Origin of the sequence: Morganella morganii (genome assembly GCF_019242955.1) — a bacterium.
Lineage (GTDB): Bacteria > Pseudomonadota > Gammaproteobacteria > Enterobacterales > Enterobacteriaceae > Morganella > Morganella sibonii.
In genome coordinates, this window is sequence record NZ_CP066129.1 from 527,716 (window position 1) to 547,215 (window position 19,500).

The following is a 19,500-nucleotide window of genomic DNA, read 5'->3' on the forward strand; positions in this document are numbered from 1 at the left end:
CCGGAACAACGATACAGACAGTGTATCGCAAAAATTGTTCACCCGTTTGATTTGATCGGGTTTTTCTTCTGATTAACGAAAGGTATAAAGGTGGGCGGATTATCAAACCGGCCTGTGTGTTTTTTATGCGTTTTATCGGTAATCTTGCCGGTTGGTTTACGGTAAACACTTAGCGATCTGTGTGGAATTTCCCTCCGGGACGGCATTTTTTTGGTAAACCTTAATGATAATTACTATCAAATTGCTCAGGGTTTGATATGATCAGCGGGTTTCGTTTTTGGGTAGCGATGAATAACACGATTTATTTTTTGCTGAGAAAAAGTTCATAACAAAAGAGAGTTGAAGGCCAACTGATGCGTAATTTGACCGTTTCTGTGCTATTGGCATTATGTTTAACCGGCAGTGCATTTGCAGATAACACTGCTGCTGTCACACCAGCGACAACAACACCTGTCACCGCGCCGGCAGCAACAGCCGGTCAGCCTGCTCAGACACCTGAACAACCGGCGGTACCTGCAACTGCGGCAGAAGTTCCTGTTCAGGAAATCAGTTCAGCTCCGGCAGACGGTAACCGTGGTTTTGCGGCAGAACTGTCCGTGATTTCCATGTATCAGGGCGCGGATATGATCGTTAAATCGGTTATGATCGGCCTTATTATCGCTTCAGTGATTACCTGGGCTATTTTCTTTGCCAAGGGGGCTGACCTTATCGTTTCCCGCCGCCGTATCCGCCGTGAAGCCGACGCAATAAGCGGCGCACGTTCGCTGGATGAAGCCGCGGCTATTGCCGATACGTTCGGGAAAAAGAGTGTTACCCGGATGCTGATACTTGATGCTGTGAATGAGCGGACTGCATCAGAAAAAAGCCGTGACCTGAGCGGTATCAAAGACCGTGTGACGTTCCGTCAGGAGCGCATCGTGGCAGGTGTTGCCCGTCATATGGGGCGCGGTAACGGCTATCTGGCGACTATCGGAGCTATCTCACCATTTGTCGGTCTGTTTGGTACCGTATGGGGTATCATGAACAGCTTCATCGGTATCGCCCACTCGCAGACCACCAACCTCGCGGTAGTGGCCCCGGGGATCGCAGAAGCACTGCTGGCAACGGCATTAGGCCTGGTTGCGGCAATTCCGGCTGTGGTGATCTACAACATCTTTGCCCGTATGATTTCTGCTTACCGCGGGGATCTGGGGGATACCGCAGCACACACTATTTTATGGCTGGGCCGTGATCTCGACCTGGCAGACAGCAAAGCAGGGTAATATCTGATGGCAATGCGTCTTAACGAAGAGTTGGATGACAGCGGCGAATTGCATGAAATTAACGTCACACCCTTTATTGATGTGATGTTGGTTCTGCTGATCATCTTTATGGTGGCAGCACCGCTGGCGACCGTTGATATCAAAGTGAACCTGCCGGCCTCAACGGCAAAACCACAGCCGCGTCCGGAAAAACCGGTCTTCCTGACGGTGAAAGCGGATAACCAGCTGCTGGTGGGCGAACAGGAAGTCACAAAAGAAACACTGGCTCAGATCCTGGATCAGACCACGGAATCCAACAAGGAAACCACGATCTTCTTCCAGGCAGATAAAACGGTCGATTATGAAACGCTGATGGGCATTATGGATGCTCTGCGTAAAGCGGGATATCTGAAAGTCGGGTTAGTGGGTATGGAGTCTGCGGAGAAATAACCGCAGACTGATCAGCCTGAAATAAAAAAGCCGTTCATCATGAACGGCTTTTTTGTTGCCACTCTCTGACGGCTTCAGCACGGCGGCGGGTGAGCTCCGCTTTGATATCCGCTCCTTTAAAACCGGCCTCAATAACCGGTTTGACGGCAACGTTCTGTGCAAGAATGAAAGCCTCCGCCAGTATATGCCCCTGCGGGTAATCTGTTGCTTCCGGTGCTATCCGGCTGAGGTAATCCGCTTCACAAAGGACAGCCAGCTGTGTGATGCGTTCCGGTTTACGCCAGGCATCCAGGGAATCAAACAAAGCAATAATATCGTCTGCGGTCAGCTGACCGATATCATGAACCGTCCGGTAATGACAGGTGGCAAGCAGAGCCAGATCCCGTGCCGGGTTCGGCACCCGCAGGCGCTCTGACAGTTGCTGAATGGCAGACGTTCCCTCTCCGGTACTGTGGCAGCTCAGATAAAGACACAATGCGGCAAAGCGGATATCGGTGCTGTTTGTCAAAAACACTGTCCGGCGCAGAAGTCCGGCGGTCAGGATGTCATAACCGGTCTGGCCGTCAGTGGCACAGAACAGGGTTTCCAGTTCCGGAAACAGTACAGTCAGTGCACCGCAACGGCGCAGTACAGAAAAGTAGATATCCGGACACGCGCTGCTGAGGGCTTTTTCGGTCTCTTTCCAGACCCGTTCTGCCGTCAGGTGTGCAAGCTCTCCCTGTTGTGTGATGGCAGACATCAGCTCAAGGGTTTCCGGTGCAATCACAAATCCCTGCGGTGCAAAACGGGCAGCAAAGCGCGCTACCCGCAGGACACGCAGCGGATCTTCCGTGAACGCCTCAGAAACATGGCGGAGAATACGGTTTTTCAGATCATCCGCCCCGTGATACGGGTCATACAGTGTACCGTCAGCCGATTGCGCCATGGCATTGATGGTCAGATCACGGCGCTGCAAATCATCTTCCAGCGTGACATCCGGCGCACTGTAACAGGCAAAACCGGTGTATCCGGCGCCGGTTTTCCGCTCTGTCCGTGCAAGGGCATACTCCTCACGGGTACCGGGATGGAGAAAAACAGGAAAATCGCGCCCTACCTGCTGATAGCCGCGTTCCAGCATGATGTCAGGAGTCGCGCCGACAACCACCCAGTCTCTGTCCGAGACAGGCAGACCCAGCAGTGCATCGCGGACTGCGCCGCCGACCAGATAGATATCCACATTTTTCTCCGTACTGCGCTTACTGTGAGTCTCAGTTCATCCAGCGATCTTTTTTCTTCCGGCGCGGAATCATATGCGGCAGCAGCAGACCCAGCAACAGACCGGCACCGGCCACACCGCCGCCGTACATAAACCACTGCAGAATAATATCGCGCTGTTTATCATCTAACTGCACACTGATGGCATCCAGTTTTTTCTTTGCGACCACAACCTGATTACGCAGGCTGTCATTCTCTTTTTTCAGGTTATTGATGATATCATCACTGGCAGCCACGCGGTTTTGCATATCTGCCGTTTTGTCGTTCCAGGTGCCGTCGATATTGGCGAGTTTGCCGCGCAGTGTCTGAATCTCTTCTTCCATGGCAGGAACGCGCTCTTTCAGGCTGGGTGTGGTGCTCAGCAGCTCTTTCGGTAACCAGACATCGCGGTTTTTGCTGTCACGGACCCGGACAAAGCCGGTTTCATTATTGACATCAAGCATCGTGACTTTTTCACCGGAATTGAGTGAGCCGGCGATGCGGTAGCGGTTGCTCGGGCCGCTGTGAACATAGGTGGAGAGATCGTCGGAGACGTAACGGGTTTCTTCAGCATGTGCGGTAATGCTGACAGTTGCTGCAAACAGCAAAGGGAGTAAGGCGAGTTTTTTCATCGTCATCAGCTTTATCAATCGTTGGTTATGAATATCATACTAATGAGTTAAGTGTGCGGGTGCAAACGTTAAACAGCCATGGGATTACTCTTAACCGCGGAATAAATGACGGGATAAAGTGGATAAACAGCGAAAAATCCGGCTGGTGATAACAAATCAGGGTCATTTTTATGACGAAAGCAAGGCCGGGCTGATGATAAATAACAGTACAGGATGGCGGGAATGTCTATGAGCGATTACGAAACAGAACTGAAATTTGCAGTAAAACCGGAGGCGATTGCCGCCGTTATCACCGGACTGACAGCCTTTCCTCATCAGCATTTCCGTGCTGTCCGCCTGACTAACAGCTATTTTGAAACAGCGGATGATACGTTGCGGAAGTGGGATATGGGCCTGCGTATCCGGGGATGTGATACTGAATATGAAATGACCCTGAAAACAGCCGGTAATGATATCGGCGGGTTACATCAGCGTCCTGAATATAATATTCCGCTGTCCCGGCCGGAACTGGATTTAGCCGCACTGCCTGCGGAAGTCTGGCCGCCGGAAACGGATGTTGCGGCGCTGCAATCATCACTGCGTGCCCGCTTTACCACGGATTTTGCCCGTGAAAAGTGGCTGCTGACGGTGAATAACAGTGTGGTGGAAGCCGTGCTGGATCAGGGCAGTGTGGTTGCCGGAGAGGCGGAATGCCCGATTTGTGAATTTGAGATGGAGCTGAAGGCGGGCTCTGCTGCTGATCTACTGACGGCGGCAAAAGCGCTGGCGGAATTACCGGGACTGCGCCTTGCAGGACGCAGCAAAGCCGCACGCGGTTACTGGCTGGCACAGGGCGCCCCGGTACCGGAATTGCCGGAATTGTTTACGGAACTGGAGCCGCAGACTCCCCTGACGGATGTGGTCGTCCGCCTGATCAAACAGTGGCAGAGCCTTGAAGAAGCCTGGCTGCTGAATGCGGACGGTGCGTTACCGGCGCTGCGGCAGACGATTTCCCTGCTGCTGACAATGGCTGACCGGTATCCCGGCGCGGTGCCTGATTTTGTCCGTGACTGCCCGCTGCCTGACGTCGCCGCCGCACTGGCATCAGCGGATGCAAAACCTGAGGATGTCTGTTTCAGTCCGGTATGGTTGCAGTGTAAACTGGCTTTCACGCAATGGGTTTTTGCACTGTGGATGGCAGCTCCTGCCATGCCATAACCAGGTTTTGAACTGCAATGTGAATCTGATAACAAAAGGAACATTGATGCTGCCGCTGACCCCGATACTCCGCCAGATTGCTGAACGGGTAACCGCCCGGCTTGATACCGGCACGGCGCCGTACTCTGAACAGGAAGAGATAATTTTTGCCGGCAGTGATTTTGTGGCGGAGCAGTGTATCCGCCATCCGGACTGGTTATCTGCTTTGCGCAACACCCCGCCGCAACCGGATGAATGGCGCAATTATGCCGCCCGGCTGGCGGAGATGATGACGGATGTTGCGCAGGAAGAGGATGTGATGCGGGTGCTGCGTCTGTTTCGTTATCAGATGCTGATGCGTATTGCCGTGATGCAGCTCCTGCGCCGGAGTACGACAGAAGAGACGCTGCGCCAGATCAGCGAGCTGGCGGAAGTTCTGATTATCGCCGCCCGCGACTGGCTTTATCAGCGTTGTTGTGCGGACTGGGGCACGCCCTGTTCGCCGGACGGCAGTGCAATGCCGCTGCTGATCCTCGGAATGGGAAAACTGGGCGGCGGTGAGCTGAATTTCTCCTCCGATATTGACCTCATTTTTGCTTATCCGGAAAACGGTGTCACGCAGGGTGGCCGCCGTGAACTGGAAAATGCACAGTTCTTTACCCGTCTGGGACAAAAAATTATCAGAATGCTGGATCACGCCACGGCGGACGGTTTCGTCTACCGCGTGGATATGCGTCTGCGGCCGTTCGGCGACAGCGGGCCGCTGGTATTCAGTTTTTCTGCTCTCGAAGATTACTATCAGGAACAGGGGCGCGACTGGGAGCGCTATGCGATGGTCAAAGCGCGTATTCTCGGTCGTGATGACTCTGCTTACAGTGAAACGCTGCGCCGGATGCTGCGTCCGTTTGTCTACCGCCGTTATATCGATTTCAGTGTGATCCAGTCTCTGCGTAATATGAAAGGCATGATTGGCCGCGAAGTCCGGCGGCGCGGGCTGACAAACAATATCAAGCTCGGTGCCGGGGGGATCAGGGAAATAGAGTTTATCACCCAGGTCTTTCAGCTGATCCGCGGCGGACGTGAACCGGGGTTACAGACACAATCCCTGCATGCGGCGCTGGCAGAAATTGCCCGGCTGGGGCTGCTTGGTGAGGAACAGGTCGCGCAGTTGCTGGATGCCTATGCTTATCTGCGGCGGCTGGAAAACCTGTTGCAGGCCATTAATGACAGCCAGACACAGACGCTGCCGGACTCGCCTGTTGATCAGGCGCGGCTGGCTCAGGGAATGGATGCCGCTTCGTGGGCGGATCTGGATACGGTGCTGAACAGCAAAATGGCGGCAGTACATCAGATTTTTACTGATCTTATCGGCGAGGATGATGAGGAAAGTGAGGATGAAACTGCGTTACAGCCCTTTATCTCGTTGTGGGAAAGTGAGCCGGAACTGAGTGATATCACCTCACTGTTTCAGCTGAACGAGGATGATGCCGCACAGTTTCTGACCGGTTTACAGGGGTTCCGTCAGGATCTCGGTAAGCGGACCATCGGGCCGCGCGGGCGGGATGTGCTCGATCAGCTGCTGCCCAAACTGCTGGCGAAACTGGTATCACAACCGGATGCGCAACGGGTGTTACAGCGTCTGACGCCGCTGCTGCTCAGTATTGTCAGCCGGACAACCTATCTGGAGCTGCTGCTGGAATCTGATGTGGTGCTGACGCACGTGGTGCGGTTGTGTGCCGCATCCCCGATGATAGCTGTGCAACTGGCACGCCATCCGCTGCTGCTTGATGAACTGCTGGACCCGGCATCGCTCTATCAGCCGTTACCGCTGAATGCGTACCGTGATGAGCTGCGTCAGTATCTGATGCGGGTTCCGGAGGAGGATGAGGAACAGCAGCTTGAGGCACTCCGCCAGTTTAAACAGGCGCAGCTGCTGCGGATCGCGGCGGAAGATATCACCGGCGTACTGCCGGTGATGAAAGTGAGTGATCACCTGACCTGGCTGGCGGAAGCGATGATCGCCGCAGTGGTGCAGCAGGCGTGGGGGCAGATGGTCAGACGCTACGGAGAACCCGCACATCTGACCCGCGGCGGGGATAAAGGTTTTGCGGTGATCGGCTATGGCAAGCTGGGCGGCTGGGAACTGGGTTACAGTTCGGATCTCGACCTGGTGTTCCTGCTGGATTGTCCGGAAGGCACACAAACCACCGGCCCGCGTGAAATCGACGCGCGGCAGTTCTATCTGCGTCTGGCGCAGCGCATTATGCATCTGTTCAGCACCCGGACCTCATCCGGTGTTCTGTATGAGGTGGATGCCCGTCTGCGTCCGTCCGGGGAGGCCGGGATGCTGGTCAGCACTTTGGAGGCATTCGCGGATTACCAGCAGAACAGCGCCTGGACATGGGAACATCAGGCTCTGATCCGCGCCCGCCAGGTGTATGGCGATGAGGCGATTGCCGCCCGTTTTGACGGCATCCGCCGTGATATTCTGTGCCGTCAGCGTGATAACGCGCAACTGAAACAGGATGTCCGTGAGATGCGCGAAAAAATGTATCAGCATCTCGGCAGCCGTGACGACAGTGTATTTAACATCAAAACTGATCCGGGCGGGATCACGGATATTGAATTTATTGCCCAGTATCTGGTTCTGCGTTTTGCGCCGGAAAATAAGGCGCTGATCCGCTGGTCTGATAATGTCCGGATTTTTGAACTGATGGCAAACTATGATGTGATGCCGGAAGAGGAATCTCTGCGGCTGACCGCAGCTTATATTATGATGCGCGACAGGCTGCATCATCTCTCGTTGCAGGATAAGTCCGGTGTGGTACCGCTGACCGAATTTGCCGCAGAGCGCGAATTTGTCCGTGCCCGCTGGCTGCACTGGCTCGGGGAATAAATACCGGCGGCCGTACGCGGATTTTCTGTCCGGTGGCCGGTTTGTGATATTATCAGCAATAATTTCGTTATTCATAAGGTGGAGCAGGGAATGAAAGTAACACTCCCGGATTTTCAGAATGCCGCAGTTTTAGTTGTCGGTGATGTGATGTTAGATCGTTACTGGCACGGGCCGACCAGCCGGATCTCCCCGGAAGCCCCGGTGCCGGTGGTTAAAGTCACTGAAATTGAAGAGCGTCCCGGCGGCGCGGCAAACGTGGCTATGAACATCGCCTCTCTGGGAGCGAATTCCCGCCTCGTGGGTCTGACCGGTATTGATGACGCCGCCCGCGCACTGACCGAGCGTCTGAATGATGTCAAAGTCCGCTGTGATTTTGTCGGCCTGCCGACACACCCGACGATCACCAAACTGCGCGTGTTATCCCGCAGCCAGCAGCTGATCCGCCTGGATTTTGAAGAAGGTTTTTCGGATGTCGATCCGCAGCCGATACTCGAACGTATTGCACAGGCGCTGCCGCACATCGGTGCGCTGGTACTGTCTGATTATGCCAAAGGCGCGCTGGCACATGTGGAAGAGATGATCGCGCTGGCCCGCAAATCCGGGGTCCCGATCCTGATCGACCCGAAAGGTACGGATTTTGCCCGTTATCGCGGTGCAACCCTGCTGACACCGAATATGTCAGAGTTTGAAGCCGTGGCCGGAAAATGTACCGATAATGCCGATATCGAAGAAAAAGGCCTGAAAGTTATCCGTGATTTTGATTTACAGGCACTGCTGGTGACCCGCTCCGAGCAGGGCATGAGCCTGCTGCGCCCGGGACAACCGGCTCTGCATCTGCCGACACTGGCTCAGGAAGTCTTTGATGTGACCGGTGCCGGGGATACGGTAATCGGTGTGCTGGCAACGTCGCTGGCGGCCGGGAAAACCCTGGATGAATCCTGTGCGCTGGCGAATGCGGCGGCGGGTGTCGTGGTCGGTAAGCTGGGGACGTCCACGGTTTCACCGGTTGAGCTGGAAAATGCCGTACGCGGCCGCAGTGATAACGGCTTTGGTGTGATGACCGAAGAAGAGCTGCATCAGGCCGTGGCGGATGCCCGCCAGCGCGGCGAGAAAGTGGTGATGACCAACGGCTGCTTTGATATTTTGCACGCCGGACATGTTTCTTATCTTGCTAATGCCCGCAAACTGGGAGATCGCCTGATTGTGGCGGTGAACAGTGATGCTTCCACCAAACGCCTGAAAGGCGAAAGCCGTCCGGTTAACCCGCTGGATCAGCGCATGATTGTGCTCGGCGCACTGGGTGCTGTGGATTGGGTGGTGCCGTTTGAGGAAGATACACCGCAGCGTCTGATTGCCTCTGTCCTGCCGGATGTGCTGGTGAAGGGCGGGGATTACCGTCCGGAAGAGATTGCCGGCAGTGAGGAAGTGTGGGCCGCAGGCGGCGAAGTGAAAGTCCTCAATTTTGAGGATGGCATTTCCACCACCAATATCATCAACACTATCAATAAATCAAAGTAACAGACTGATTATTCAGGAGATACGCATTGCGTATCTCCTGTTGGTGTTACTCGCCGCCTTTTTCTGCCAGGCGTGCTTCCAGCTCCGCCAGACGTTTTTCCATCTGCGACAGCTTTTCACGGGTACGCAGCAGCACCTGTGTCTGCACATCAAACTCTTCGCGGTTAACTAAATCCAGCTTACCAAGCTGTGATTGTAAAACAGCCCGCATCTTTTTATCGATATCCGCTCCGATCTCCCGCACACCTTTCGGCAGTGCGCTTTGCAGCTGTGTGGCAATCTGTTCAATTTTTTTCGGGTCAATCATGATTTTTCCTTTCTGAGCCGGAGGATCGTTATGCCGCAAATAGTAACCTGTTACGGGATTCTGAACCAGTCTGAGTTCTCATTTTGAGCCCCCGGTAAAAATAACTACTGGCCGGGATGATTTATCGGGGGTATAGTGATCACGCTATCTCAGGGCGGGGTGAAAGTCCCCACCGGCGGTAAACATTCCAGTGCGAATGAAGCCCGCGAGCGCTTCACCCAGGTGAAGGTCAGCAGATCCGGTGTAATTCCGGGGCCGACGGTTATAGTCCGGATGGGAGAGAGTCAGCATCAGCCGGGCGAAATCCGCCCGTCCGATCGCATATCATCAATTATCTGTGCTGGTAAAAACCTGCTGCGGCATGGTTTTATGACATGGCTTTATGATATGTATGCAACTCCTAAGATGCCCTGGTTCTGGTAATCATTTTTAATTACGATGAGGTTTATTTACCATGAATCAGACGCTGTTATCAGATTACGGCAATCCGATTGAACGTGCAGAACGTGCCATTGCAGCTATCCGTCAGGGACGGGGCGTTATGGTACTCGATGATGAAAACCGCGAAAACGAAGGCGACATGGTGTTCGCCGCCGAAACCATGACCGTTGAGCAGATGGCACTGACCATCCGTCACGGCAGCGGTATTGTGTGCCTGTGCCTGACTGACGAACGCCGTCAGCAGCTTGACCTGCCGATGATGGTGGAGAACAACTCCAGCCAGTTCAAAACCGGCTTTACGGTGACGATTGAAGCCGCTCACGGTGTGACCACCGGGGTTTCTGCGGCAGACCGCATCACCACAATCCGTGCCGCAGTCGCGGATGGCGCTGTACCGGCGGATCTGAACCGTCCGGGGCATGTGTTCCCGCTGCGTGCGCAGAATGGCGGAGTATTAACCCGCCGCGGTCATACCGAAGCGTCTGTTGACCTGGCGACCCTCGCCGGTCTGAAGCCGTACGGTGTGCTGTGTGAACTGACCAACGACGACGGCTCAATGGCCCGTGCACCGGAAGTTATCGTGTTTGCAAAACAACATGATATGCCGGTCGTGACGATTGATGACCTGGTTCAGTACCGCGAACAGTTAATGGCGAAAGCGGGCTGAAATCACTGACAGGGTCAGTAACTGAACAGACTGAAATCCTGAGAATGCCGCTGCTGACACAGCGGCATTTTTGTATCTGCGTACCCGTCATATTTTTTGAACAACTTCATCATGATTACCCTGCGTGATAAATCCCGGAATGGCATACACTGATCTCAGTGAACAATTTTTTGTGTGAGGTCAGCAATGAAACGATTACCGGCTCTGTTTGCAGGTCACGGCAGCCCGATGAATGTCCTGGAAACCAACCGTTATACTGAAACCTGGCGGCAACTGGGCGAACAGATGCCGCGTCCGTCCGCCATTCTGGTGATTTCCGCGCACTGGTATACGCAGGGGGCATGGCTGACATCGGCTGCGCATCCGCGCACTATCCATGATTTTCGCGGTTTCCCGCAGGCACTGCATGAAACGGAATATCCGGCTCCCGGCTCAGCGGCGCTGGTAGCGCGGGTGAAAGATCTGCTGAATGATGACAATATCGGGGAAGATCACGGTGAGTGGGGGTTAGATCACGGCAGCTGGGGGATCTTAGTTAAAATGTATCCGGAAGCGGATATCCCGGTGGTACAGCTCAGCCTCGACGGCAGCAAACCGGCGCAATGGCATTACGATTCCGGCCGTAAGCTGGCTGCGCTGCGTGATGAAGGGATACTGGTGCTCGGCAGCGGTAATGTGGTGCATAATCTGCGTGAGATGGACTGGCAGAATGCGCAGGCCGAACCGTATCCGTGGGCAGTGAGTTTTAATAATTTCGTGCGTGATAACCTGGAGAGCGACACCCGGCCACATCCGCTGGTGAATGCCCTTGAGCGCGAAGACGGCAAACGGTCGAATCCTTCGCCGGAACATTATCTGCCGCTGCTCTATATCCTGGGTCTGCGGCAGGGCAGTGAACCGGTTACTGTACCGGTGGATGGTATTGAATCAGGCTCACTGAGTATGCTGACAGTCAAAGTCGGCTGACGATTTCTTTTCGTTATAAAAAATCCCCGCGATACCGGATATCGCGGGGATTTTTGTATCAGCCAGAGACTATTCGTCAGTCAATAATGACATGCGGATAGAAACGGGAGAGATCCTGGGTGATAAGCTCTTTATCTTCACGGATACAGATCCCGGCAGATTCATCATTCACCAGCCAGCTGCCCACGAGGGTATAGCTGTCGCCGAATTTCGGCAGGGGATGGAACTGCTGGACAATCATGCCTTCTTCGCCGTAAGGGCCGTCCGCGGCGGCAATTTCTTTGCCGTTTTCGATAATACGGATGTTGGCACCTTCGCGGGAGAACAACGGCTTGATAACGTAGCTTTCCATTTCCGGATACGGCTTATCCGCAAAATAAGCAGGCAGCAGGTTCGGGTGATCCGGGAACATTTCCCACAGCATCGGCAGCAGGGCTTTGTTGGAGATAATGCTCTTCCAGGCCGGTTCCAGCCAGCGTACACCGGCATCCGTCAGCTTGGTGGAGAAAATCTCCCGCATCATAAATTCCCACGGATAGAGTTTAAACATATTGCTGATAATCTGATCCTGAAGATCAGTAAACTCACCGCGATCGCCCAGCCCGATATCTTCAATAAACAGAAAATCAGTGGTGACACCGGCTTCCTGCGCACAATCCTGTAAATACTGGATGGTGCCGCGATCTTCCACAGAATCCTGACAGCAGGCCATATGCAGATAACGGAACCCGTACTCTTCCGCCAGTACACCGAAGCGCTCAATCAGCTTTTCCTGGATACCGTTAAACTGATCGGCGTTTTCCGGCAGGTTTCCGGCGGCGATCTGGTCTTCCAGCCAGATCCACTGGAAAAAAGCGGATTCGTACAGCGACGTTGGTGTATCCGCATTGTTTTCCAGTAACTTCGGCGGGTTAACGCCGTCATAAGCCAGATCCAGGCGGGAATAGAGCGACGGCTGACGGGTTGCCCATGACTCACGCACGAAATCCCAACAATGTTTCGGGATTTGAAAACGGGCCATCAGCTCGTCACTTTGAGTGACTTTATCCACCACCTGAAGACACATCTGATGCAGTTCGTTAGTCACTTCCTCGATTTCATCGATTTGTGCCAGCGTGAACTGGTAACAGGCATCTTCTGACCAGTACGGTTCGCCGTACATGGTATGAAAATGAAAGCCGAATTCCTCGGCTTTCCCGCGCCAGTCAGGGCGCTCGCTAATCGGTACGCGTTTCATGCAAATCAGCCGCCCATTGAACGGGAAGATGAACTGCTGCCGGATGAGCGCTGCATTGTGTTTTGTTTTGCCACGCTGTCACCGAACCCGCCACGCGTGGTGGTGGTTGTGGTGGCCGGTTTTGGTGCCATGGCAGTTTTCGGCACGGTCATGCTGCGCCCGCCGGTGGCGGAACCGTAGTTCTTGCCGGTGGCATCAACAAATTTACCGTTAGCCGGGCTTGCCGGGTTACGGGAGGTAAACAGCGGCTGTGAGGCTGCTGCACCACCGCCCATCATACGGCCCATCATATAACCGGCCATCAGCGGCATCCAGAAGCTGCCGGAAGCCTGGGCAGGCTGTTGCTGCTGGCTGTTGTTTGCCAGCTCAGTGGGTGCCTGAGTACACTGGGCTTCACCGAATTCTGCCACACAGTCTTCACGGGTGGCATATTTCGGGGCGGTTTTTGCCGCTTCTTCCAGTGCGTTGTTATAAGCAGTGGTGCATTCACCGGCCTGTGACGGGTTCGCGGCGGAGCACTGCTCTGCGGTGGTGTAGAGCGCAACGGTTTCATCGGCTTCATCGCAGGCGGTTAACATCAGAACAGCGCCGACAGCAGCCGCAACAGGTGCCAGGCGGTATTGACGCCAGGTTTTGCGGAAAGCGTCGCGGTTAATATTCTTGGTGCGTTTCATTGTCATCGTTGTAATATCCGGAAACGGTTTCATGGAGAGGTAATAACTGTCTAGGATAGGGGAAAACTGTGTGAAATTAAAGCAATAATCTGCTTTTTGCATCTGATGTGAATTAAATCGGTTTAACAGAAAAAAAAGATACCGGTATCGCGGTATTTTTACCGACAAAATGTGTCCGTCAGGCGTAATTATATTGCGGATTACGCGATATAACCTGATATTTCACTGCCCGGCAGAAATATTGTCCTTATACACAGTAAAAGCATAAAAAAACCCGCCGGAGCGGGTTTATCGTCATATCGTATGAAGATCAGCGGGCAGTGTTTGTCACTGACGCCGGCGATGTGGAAATCGCTTTGCCCAGCACCTGGTTAAGGCGCAGGATATCGTCTTCGTTCAGTGTACCGCGTGCCTGGCTGATATAAAGCTGGTTAATCAGATAGTCATAACGGGCGTTAGACAGGCTTTTCTTCGCATCATACAACGTGGTGGTGGCATTCAGCACATCCACAATCGTACGCGTACCCACCTGATAACCGGCTTCGGTTGCATCCAGTGAGCTTTCCGCAGAGGTTACGACCTGTTTATAGGCGTTCACGCTGCTGATTGAGGCGTTGATGTTGTTGTACGAAGAACGGGTAGTCTGAATAACCTGACGCAGTGTGGCTTCCAGTTTTTCACTCGCAGCAGTGTAACCGTACTGTGCCTGATCAACCTGTGATGAGACACCGCCGCCGGTGTACAGCGGAATACTGACGTTCACACCGATGGAGCTCTGGCCTGCATAGCTGTTATTCGGACGGCCGTTAGGATAGCCGTTGCCGCTGTAGTCTGTGTTGGTGACTCCGGTACTGGCTGTCAGACCCACGGTCGGATAGTGACCGGATTCTGCCAGACTGATCTGCTCTTTTGCGAGGTTACGGTTCAGTGTGGCACTCAGCAGGTTCAGGTTACGTTCCTGTGCTTCTTTCAGCAGGGCTTCGATAGCATCCGGGGCATTGGTTTTAAAGCGGTTCACATCCAGGGACGATAATTCGCTGTAATAAATACCGCTCACCTGACGCAGCGCTTCGATGGCGTTTTCGACATCGTTACGGCCGGCCACTTCCTGCGCCAGAACGCTGTCGTAGTTGGCACGGGCGTTCTGCACGTCAGTAATGGCTACCAGACCGACGTTGAAACGCTGAGTGGTCTGATCCAGCTGGCGGTAGACGGCTTCTTTCTGTGCCTGTACGTATGACAGGGTATCCAGCGCACGCAGCACGTTAAAATAGGCAACGGAAGTATCCAGAATCAGTTGTTGCTGGGCACTCTGAAATGTGATGTCGCTGATCCCGGCAGTTTGCTCCTGCAGATTCAGCTGACGCCATTTACTCATGTCAAAAATTGTCTGGGTCAGTTTCAGCTGTGCATTTAGTGCATTACTGTCCTGGTTATTGTTGTCGCGATAACCGCTGGTATAGTCATAACCTCCGCCTAAACCTAACTGCGGCAGTAACGGACTGCGGGCTTCGTTAATTTTTTCAAAAGCCTGGTTACGTTCCGCCTGAATCTGACGGAGGGTCGGGTTGGTCTCTTTCGCTTTTTGATAAACCTGCAGGAGGTCTTCAGCCTGGGTGACAGAGCTGAAACCTGCCACACTCACAGCAATGAGAAGAGAAAGCAGTTTCTTCATTAGGATTCCTTTTTGCACAGCGCTAATCTGTCAGTTGCCTCACGGGAAGCACCAAATGGCTCTAATTCTAGCAGAGTCCGCTCGCTAATAAAGGTAGCCGTTTGTGCCTTCTGCGTTAAATTAGCTTAACTTTACCTCAACGGGCAGAAAATTTCTTTATCTCAAATGATGAAAAATGCCTTTATCATACAGAATTGATTTACCGGCGGAGAAAATAGTATGAAACACACATCCGGATTTCCTTTTACGTTCAGTTGTGATGACGTGGAGATAATCAGTCAGAAAACTCTGTTTTCCGGATTTTTTAAGATTAATGAATATCGCTTCCGGCACCGGTTGTTTGAGGGCGGCTGGAGCCCGGAAATCCGCCGTGAGGTGTTTGAGCGGGGAAATGCCGGTGTGATTTTGCCGTATGACCCGATCCGTGATGAAATCGTACTGATTGAACAAATCCGTTTACCGGCAATCGAAAGCAGTCAGACTCCGTGGCTGCTGGAGGCGGTCGCCGGGATGATCGATAAAAGCGGGGAATCCGCCGAAGATGTGGTGCGTCGTGAGGCGGAAGAAGAAGCCGGGCTGAAAATCGGCCGCTGTACCTTTGCGCTGAGTTATCTTTCAAGTCCGGGGGGCACATCCGAACGGATGTATGTGTATATCGGTGAGGCGGATACTACCTCAGCGGGCGGGGTACACGGGCTGGCACAGGAGAACGAGGACATCCGTGTTCATGTGGTCAGCCGTGAACAGGCGTATCAGTGGGTTGAAGAAGGTGTGATCGATAACGCAGCAACTGTCATTGCAATTCAGTGGCTTACATTGCATTATGAACGCATACGCACAACGTGGCGGGACAAATAATCCGGATTTTTTTATGTGCAACCGGGGAATTGTGTGCGGGATTGCAGATCTTCTTCGCCGAAACACTTATCATTATATGTTAGTTGTTAAAATCACAAGGATATCGATTGGAAATCCCGTTGCACTTGCCCGTAGCTGACGGCGCTGCGGTCAGAATTTTACAGATTACCGATACGCACCTTTTTGCCGGCGAAACAGACACGCTGCTGGGAATTAATACCCTGAACAGTTACCACGCCGTACTGGATGCTATCGCAAAACAGCAGTTACCGGCTGACCTGATTGCAGCCACCGGTGATCTGGTTCAGGATCAGACCACCCGGGCCTATCAGCGGTTTACGGACGGTATCGCCCGTTTACCGGCGCCGTGTGTCTGGCTGCCGGGGAATCACGATTATCAGCCGTCCATGGCAAAGGAACTGGCCGCCGCGGGGATCTCTTCCTCCAAACAGGTGCTGCTCGGTGAACAGTGGCAGATCCTGCTGCTCGACAGTCAGGTTCAGGGCGTACCGCACGGCGAACTGAGCGATGACCAGCTTATCTGGCTGGATAACTGCCTGGCACAGCAGCCCGGCCGTCATACTGTTGTGATGCTGCATCACCATCCTCTGGCCTCCGGCTGTACCTGGCTTGATCAGCACAGTCTGCGCAACTCACATATGCTGGCAGAGGTTCTGACCCGCTATCAGAATATTGATGCTATCCTGTGCGGGCATATTCACCAGGATATGGATGTTATGTGGAACGGCATCCGCATACTGGCCACGCCGTCAACCTGTGTCCAGTTTAAACCGCACTGCACTAATTTCACGCTGGATACCGCCGCTCCGGGCTGGCGTTATCTGGAACTGACCACCGGTGACAATCCGTCCCTGAGCACACATCTGTTCCGGCTGGAAACAGACGAATTCAGCCCCGATCTGGGTTCGGACGGTTACTGATGGCGACGCTCCTTTATCTGCACGGCTTCAACAGTTCTCCGTTGTCAGAGAAAGGGACAATGCTGAAAACGTGGCTGGCGGAACACTATCCGGAGATCCGGATGTTACAGCCGCAAATTCCCTGCTATCCGGATGAAGCCGCACTGTTTCTGGAGGATCTGATGAACTCGCTGGCCGGTGAGAATACCGGTATTGTCGGGTCGTCGCTGGGCGGGTATTTTGCCATCTGGCTGTCGCAGGCGTTTGATGTTCCCGCGGTGGTGGTTAATCCGGCGGTGTATCCGTTTGATTTGCTTCAGGACTATCTCGGGGAAAATGAAAACCCCTATACCGGTGAGCGTTATACGCTCGAACCGCATCATATGCAGGATTTACGGGCGATTTTTGCCGATCCTGTTGAATCACCGGATTTGATCTGGTTGTTACAGCAGACCGGCGATGAAGTGCTGGATTACCGTCAGGCTGTCACCCGTCTGGTGGCATGTAAACAGACGATTGAATCCGGCGGAAACCACGCATTTACCGGATTTCAGCGTTTTTTTCCGCAGATAGTTGAGTTCCTCGGCCTTACCCGCCAATGAAAAATCGTATTTAAATTTATCAGGGACTGGTATTATCGCCAGTATCATTCACGTATTTTGTTTATTTTTTAGCGAAAAACCGATAATCCAACATGACGCAATCATCATATAACGCAGAGGATATTGAAGTCCTCAGTGGTTTGGAGCCTGTCCGCCGCCGTCCGGGTATGTACACGGACACGACGCGCCCGAATCACCTTGCTCAGGAAGTTATCGACAACAGCGTCGATGAGGCTTTAGCCGGTCACGCTAAATCTGTCGAAGTTATTTTACATAAAGATCAGTCTGTTGAAGTCATTGACAACGGGCGCGGCATGCCGGTGGATATCCACCCGGAAGAGAAAGTGTCTGCGGTCGAACTGATCATGACCCGCCTGCATGCGGGGGGGAAGTTTTCCAATAAAAACTATCAGTTTTCCGGTGGTCTTCACGGGGTAGGTATTTCCGTGGTCAATGCGTTGTCAAAACGCACTGAAGTGACTGTCCGCCGTGACGGACAGGTTTATCAGATTGCCTTTGAAAATGGTGACAAAGTCAGTGAACTGGCTGTCATCGGGCAGTGCGGCAAACGCAATACCGGCACCAGTGTACATTTCTGGCCGGATGAGCAGTTTTTTGACAGTCCGCGCTTCTCTGTCTCCCGGCTGACACACCTGCTGAAAGCCAAAGCCGTGCTGTGCCCGGGTGTTGAGATCCTTTTCAAAGATAATGTGAACGACACCGAACAGCGCTGGTGCTATCAGGATGGTCTGACCGATTACCTGATGGAGAACGTCAACGGTCTGGTGACCCTGCCGGAAGCACCGTTTACCGGTAAACATGCCGGGGATAATGAACAGGTGGACTGGGCACTGCTGTGGCTGCCGGAAGGCGGTGAACTGCTGACCGAAAGCTACGTCAACCTGATCCCGACCCCGCTGGGCGGAACCCATGCCAATGGTCTGCGCCAGGGGCTGCTCGACGGCATCCGCGAGTTCTGCGAATTCCGCAATATCCTGCCGCGCGGCGTGAAGTTATCCGCTGACGATATCTGGGAGCGCTGTGCCTATGTGCTCTCCGTGAAAATGCAGGATCCGCAGTTCGCAGGGCAGACTAAAGAACGCCTGTCATCACGTCAGTGCGCGGCGTTTGTCAGCGGTGTGGTGAAAGATGCTTTCAGCCTGTGGCTCAACCAGAACGTGCAGGCTGCGGAACAGCTGGCGGAACTGGCGATTGCCAGCGCCCAGCGCCGTCTGCGTGCCGCGAAAAAAGTGGTGCGCAAAAAACTGACATCAGGCCCGGCACTGCCCGGCAAACTGGCGGACTGCTCATCTCAGGATCTGAATCAGACCGAACTGTTTCTGGTGGAAGGGGACTCGGCAGGCGGCTCAGCCAAACAGGCGCGAGACCGGGAATTCCAGGCGATTATGCCGCTGCGCGGTAAAATACTGAATACCTGGGAAGTGTCGTCGGATGAAGTACTGGCCTCTCAGGAAGTGCATAATATTTCTGTGGCTATTGGTATCGACCCGGACAGCGACGATTTAAGCACTCTGCGTTACGGTAAAATCTGTATCCTCGCGGATGCGGACTCGGACGGACTGCATATTGCCACGCTGCTGTGCGCGCTGTTTGTGCGTCACTTCCCGGCGCTGGTAAAAGCCGGCCATGTTTACATGGCAATGCCGCCTCTCTATCGTATTGATCTTGGCAAGGAAGTGCATTATGCCCTTGATGAGAGCGAAAAAAATGCGATTCTGGATAAATTAAGCCGCAAACGCGGTAAACCGAATGTGCAGCGTTTTAAAGGGCTGGGGGAAATGAACCCGGGTCAGTTGCGTGAAACGACCCTGAATCCGAATACGCGTCGTCTGGTACAGCTCACTATTAATGAGGAAAACTATCAGGAAACGATGTCGGTGATGGATATGCTCCTCGGGAAGAAACGTGCGGAAGATCGCCGGAACTGGTTGCAGGAAAAAGGCGATCGGGTGGAATTGGATGTGTGATGTCACCCGTGACGGCACA

The 19,500-nt window shown here is 53.6% G+C and carries 17 protein-coding genes and 1 riboswitch; of the genes, 11 read left to right on the forward strand and 6 right to left on the reverse strand.

Annotated elements, in window-relative coordinates:
- Positions 1-353 precede the first annotated feature (353 nt).
- Both exbB and exbD read left to right on the forward strand, forming a co-directional pair.
- The gene (exbB, locus tag JC793_RS02345) at positions 354-1,262 is read left to right on the forward strand and encodes a tonB-system energizer ExbB (RefSeq protein ID WP_166706962.1); all 909 of its coding nucleotides are present in this window, start codon (positions 354-356) and stop codon (positions 1,260-1,262) included.
- 6 nt (positions 1,263-1,268) lie between these two features.
- Positions 1,269-1,691 carry a TonB system transport protein ExbD gene (gene exbD, locus JC793_RS02350; protein ID WP_046894127.1) on the forward strand — a complete coding sequence of 141 codons (423 nt, stop codon included), beginning with the start codon at positions 1,269-1,271 and terminating at the stop codon, positions 1,689-1,691.
- 37 nt (positions 1,692-1,728) lie between these two features.
- Here exbD and JC793_RS02355 read toward each other — a convergent pair whose 3' ends face one another.
- Together JC793_RS02355 and JC793_RS02360 are read right to left on the reverse strand one after the other, a co-directional pair.
- A complete protein-coding gene (locus JC793_RS02355) occupies positions 1,729-2,907 on the reverse strand; it encodes a multifunctional CCA addition/repair protein (protein ID WP_218427373.1) in 1,179 nt (392 codons plus the stop codon).
- Between the two features lie 31 nt (positions 2,908-2,938).
- Positions 2,939-3,556, reverse strand: a complete 618-nt coding sequence (locus JC793_RS02360; RefSeq protein WP_182106474.1) for a TIGR04211 family SH3 domain-containing protein — start codon at positions 3,554-3,556, stop codon at positions 2,939-2,941.
- Positions 3,557-3,784: 228 nt separating this feature from the next.
- Between JC793_RS02360 and JC793_RS02365 the strand changes: the two genes are divergently transcribed.
- The 3 genes from JC793_RS02365 to hldE all read left to right on the forward strand — a co-directional run bounded on the left by JC793_RS02365 (position 3,785) and on the right by hldE (position 9,146).
- Complete coding sequence (locus JC793_RS02365) at positions 3,785-4,753, forward strand: CYTH domain-containing protein (RefSeq protein WP_247715739.1); 969 nt, start codon at positions 3,785-3,787, stop codon at positions 4,751-4,753.
- A gap of 46 nt (positions 4,754-4,799) precedes the next feature.
- The gene (glnE, locus tag JC793_RS02370; protein WP_218427375.1) at positions 4,800-7,628 is read left to right on the forward strand and encodes a bifunctional [glutamate--ammonia ligase]-adenylyl-L-tyrosine phosphorylase/[glutamate--ammonia-ligase] adenylyltransferase; all 2,829 of its coding nucleotides are present in this window, start codon (positions 4,800-4,802) and stop codon (positions 7,626-7,628) included.
- A 90-nt stretch (positions 7,629-7,718) separates the two neighbouring features.
- On the forward strand, positions 7,719-9,146 hold the full coding sequence (gene hldE, locus JC793_RS02375) for a bifunctional D-glycero-beta-D-manno-heptose-7-phosphate kinase/D-glycero-beta-D-manno-heptose 1-phosphate adenylyltransferase HldE (RefSeq protein WP_052926326.1): 1,428 nt from the start codon (positions 7,719-7,721) through the stop codon (positions 9,144-9,146).
- 46 nt (positions 9,147-9,192) lie between these two features.
- Here hldE and ubiK read toward each other — a convergent pair whose 3' ends face one another.
- The gene (ubiK, locus tag JC793_RS02380; RefSeq protein ID WP_046894132.1) at positions 9,193-9,453 is read right to left on the reverse strand and encodes a ubiquinone biosynthesis accessory factor UbiK; all 261 of its coding nucleotides are present in this window, start codon (positions 9,451-9,453) and stop codon (positions 9,193-9,195) included.
- Between the two features lie 141 nt (positions 9,454-9,594).
- Positions 9,595-9,740, forward strand: a riboswitch (FMN riboswitch).
- A gap of 167 nt (positions 9,741-9,907) precedes the next feature.
- On the opposite strand from ubiK, the gene ribB reads away from it, so the two are divergent.
- The gene (gene ribB / locus JC793_RS02385; protein WP_046894134.1) at positions 9,908-10,561 is read left to right on the forward strand and encodes a 3,4-dihydroxy-2-butanone-4-phosphate synthase; all 654 of its coding nucleotides are present in this window, start codon (positions 9,908-9,910) and stop codon (positions 10,559-10,561) included.
- Between the two features lie 186 nt (positions 10,562-10,747).
- Positions 10,748-11,527, forward strand: coding sequence for a 4,5-DOPA-extradiol-dioxygenase (gene ygiD / locus JC793_RS02390; RefSeq protein ID WP_218427377.1), 780 nt, complete (start codon positions 10,748-10,750; stop codon positions 11,525-11,527).
- Positions 11,528-11,603: 76 nt separating this feature from the next.
- Here ygiD and JC793_RS02395 read toward each other — a convergent pair whose 3' ends face one another.
- From JC793_RS02395 to tolC, 3 genes are all read right to left on the reverse strand, one after another.
- Positions 11,604-12,764: a glutathionylspermidine synthase family protein gene (locus tag JC793_RS02395; protein WP_046894136.1), complete on the reverse strand. Its 1,161-nt coding sequence runs from the start codon at positions 12,762-12,764 to the stop codon at positions 11,604-11,606.
- Positions 12,765-12,769: 5 nt separating this feature from the next.
- A complete protein-coding gene (locus JC793_RS02400; RefSeq protein ID WP_107680186.1) occupies positions 12,770-13,444 on the reverse strand; it encodes a DUF1190 family protein in 675 nt (224 codons plus the stop codon).
- A 304-nt stretch (positions 13,445-13,748) separates the two neighbouring features.
- Positions 13,749-15,113 (reverse strand): outer membrane channel protein TolC, encoded by a 1,365-nt coding sequence (gene tolC / locus JC793_RS02405; protein ID WP_218427379.1) that lies wholly within the window; start codon positions 15,111-15,113, stop codon positions 13,749-13,751.
- Between the two features lie 219 nt (positions 15,114-15,332).
- Here tolC and nudF point away from each other — a divergent pair, with 219 nt between their 5' ends.
- The 4 genes from nudF to parE all read left to right on the forward strand — a co-directional run bounded on the left by nudF (position 15,333) and on the right by parE (position 19,481).
- Entirely contained in the window at positions 15,333-15,971 is a 639-nt protein-coding gene (nudF, locus tag JC793_RS02410) for an ADP-ribose diphosphatase (protein ID WP_052926330.1), read from the forward strand.
- Between the two features lie 107 nt (positions 15,972-16,078).
- Positions 16,079-16,912, forward strand: coding sequence for a 3',5'-cyclic-AMP phosphodiesterase (gene cpdA, locus JC793_RS02415; RefSeq protein ID WP_218427381.1), 834 nt, complete (start codon positions 16,079-16,081; stop codon positions 16,910-16,912).
- The gene (gene yqiA / locus JC793_RS02420; RefSeq protein ID WP_046894141.1) at positions 16,912-17,493 is read left to right on the forward strand and encodes an esterase YqiA; all 582 of its coding nucleotides are present in this window, start codon (positions 16,912-16,914) and stop codon (positions 17,491-17,493) included. Before cpdA ends, yqiA begins: the two co-directional genes overlap by 1 nt.
- Positions 17,494-17,585: 92 nt before the next feature.
- Positions 17,586-19,481: a DNA topoisomerase IV subunit B gene (gene parE / locus JC793_RS02425; protein WP_166706970.1), complete on the forward strand. Its 1,896-nt coding sequence runs from the start codon at positions 17,586-17,588 to the stop codon at positions 19,479-19,481.
- Positions 19,482-19,500 lie beyond the last annotated feature (19 nt).

What these genes read in the sequence shown, in the direction of transcription:
- exbB (WP_166706962.1), top strand. Translation starts at nt 354, where the DNA reads ATGCGTAATTTGACCGTTTCTGTGCTATTGGCATTATGTTTAACCGGC.
- nudF (WP_052926330.1), top strand. Translation starts at nt 15,333, where the DNA reads ATGAAACACACATCCGGATTTCCTTTTACGTTCAGTTGTGATGACGTG.
- JC793_RS02395 (WP_046894136.1), bottom strand. Translation starts at nt 12,764, where the DNA reads ATGAAACGCGTACCGATTAGCGAGCGCCCTGACTGGCGCGGGAAAGCC.
- glnE (WP_218427375.1), top strand. Translation starts at nt 4,800, where the DNA reads ATGCTGCCGCTGACCCCGATACTCCGCCAGATTGCTGAACGGGTAACC.
- JC793_RS02360 (WP_182106474.1), bottom strand. Translation starts at nt 3,556, where the DNA reads ATGAAAAAACTCGCCTTACTCCCTTTGCTGTTTGCAGCAACTGTCAGC.
- JC793_RS02365 (WP_247715739.1), top strand. Translation starts at nt 3,785, where the DNA reads ATGAGCGATTACGAAACAGAACTGAAATTTGCAGTAAAACCGGAGGCG.
- tolC (WP_218427379.1), bottom strand. Translation starts at nt 15,113, where the DNA reads ATGAAGAAACTGCTTTCTCTTCTCATTGCTGTGAGTGTGGCAGGTTTC.
- parE (WP_166706970.1), top strand. Translation starts at nt 17,586, where the DNA reads ATGACGCAATCATCATATAACGCAGAGGATATTGAAGTCCTCAGTGGT.
- ribB (WP_046894134.1), top strand. Translation starts at nt 9,908, where the DNA reads ATGAATCAGACGCTGTTATCAGATTACGGCAATCCGATTGAACGTGCA.
- ubiK (WP_046894132.1), bottom strand. Translation starts at nt 9,453, where the DNA reads ATGATTGACCCGAAAAAAATTGAACAGATTGCCACACAGCTGCAAAGC.
- JC793_RS02400 (WP_107680186.1), bottom strand. Translation starts at nt 13,444, where the DNA reads ATGACAATGAAACGCACCAAGAATATTAACCGCGACGCTTTCCGCAAA.
- yqiA (WP_046894141.1), top strand. Translation starts at nt 16,912, where the DNA reads ATGGCGACGCTCCTTTATCTGCACGGCTTCAACAGTTCTCCGTTGTCA.
- ygiD (WP_218427377.1), top strand. Translation starts at nt 10,748, where the DNA reads ATGAAACGATTACCGGCTCTGTTTGCAGGTCACGGCAGCCCGATGAAT.
- exbD (WP_046894127.1), top strand. Translation starts at nt 1,269, where the DNA reads ATGGCAATGCGTCTTAACGAAGAGTTGGATGACAGCGGCGAATTGCAT.
- hldE (WP_052926326.1), top strand. Translation starts at nt 7,719, where the DNA reads ATGAAAGTAACACTCCCGGATTTTCAGAATGCCGCAGTTTTAGTTGTC.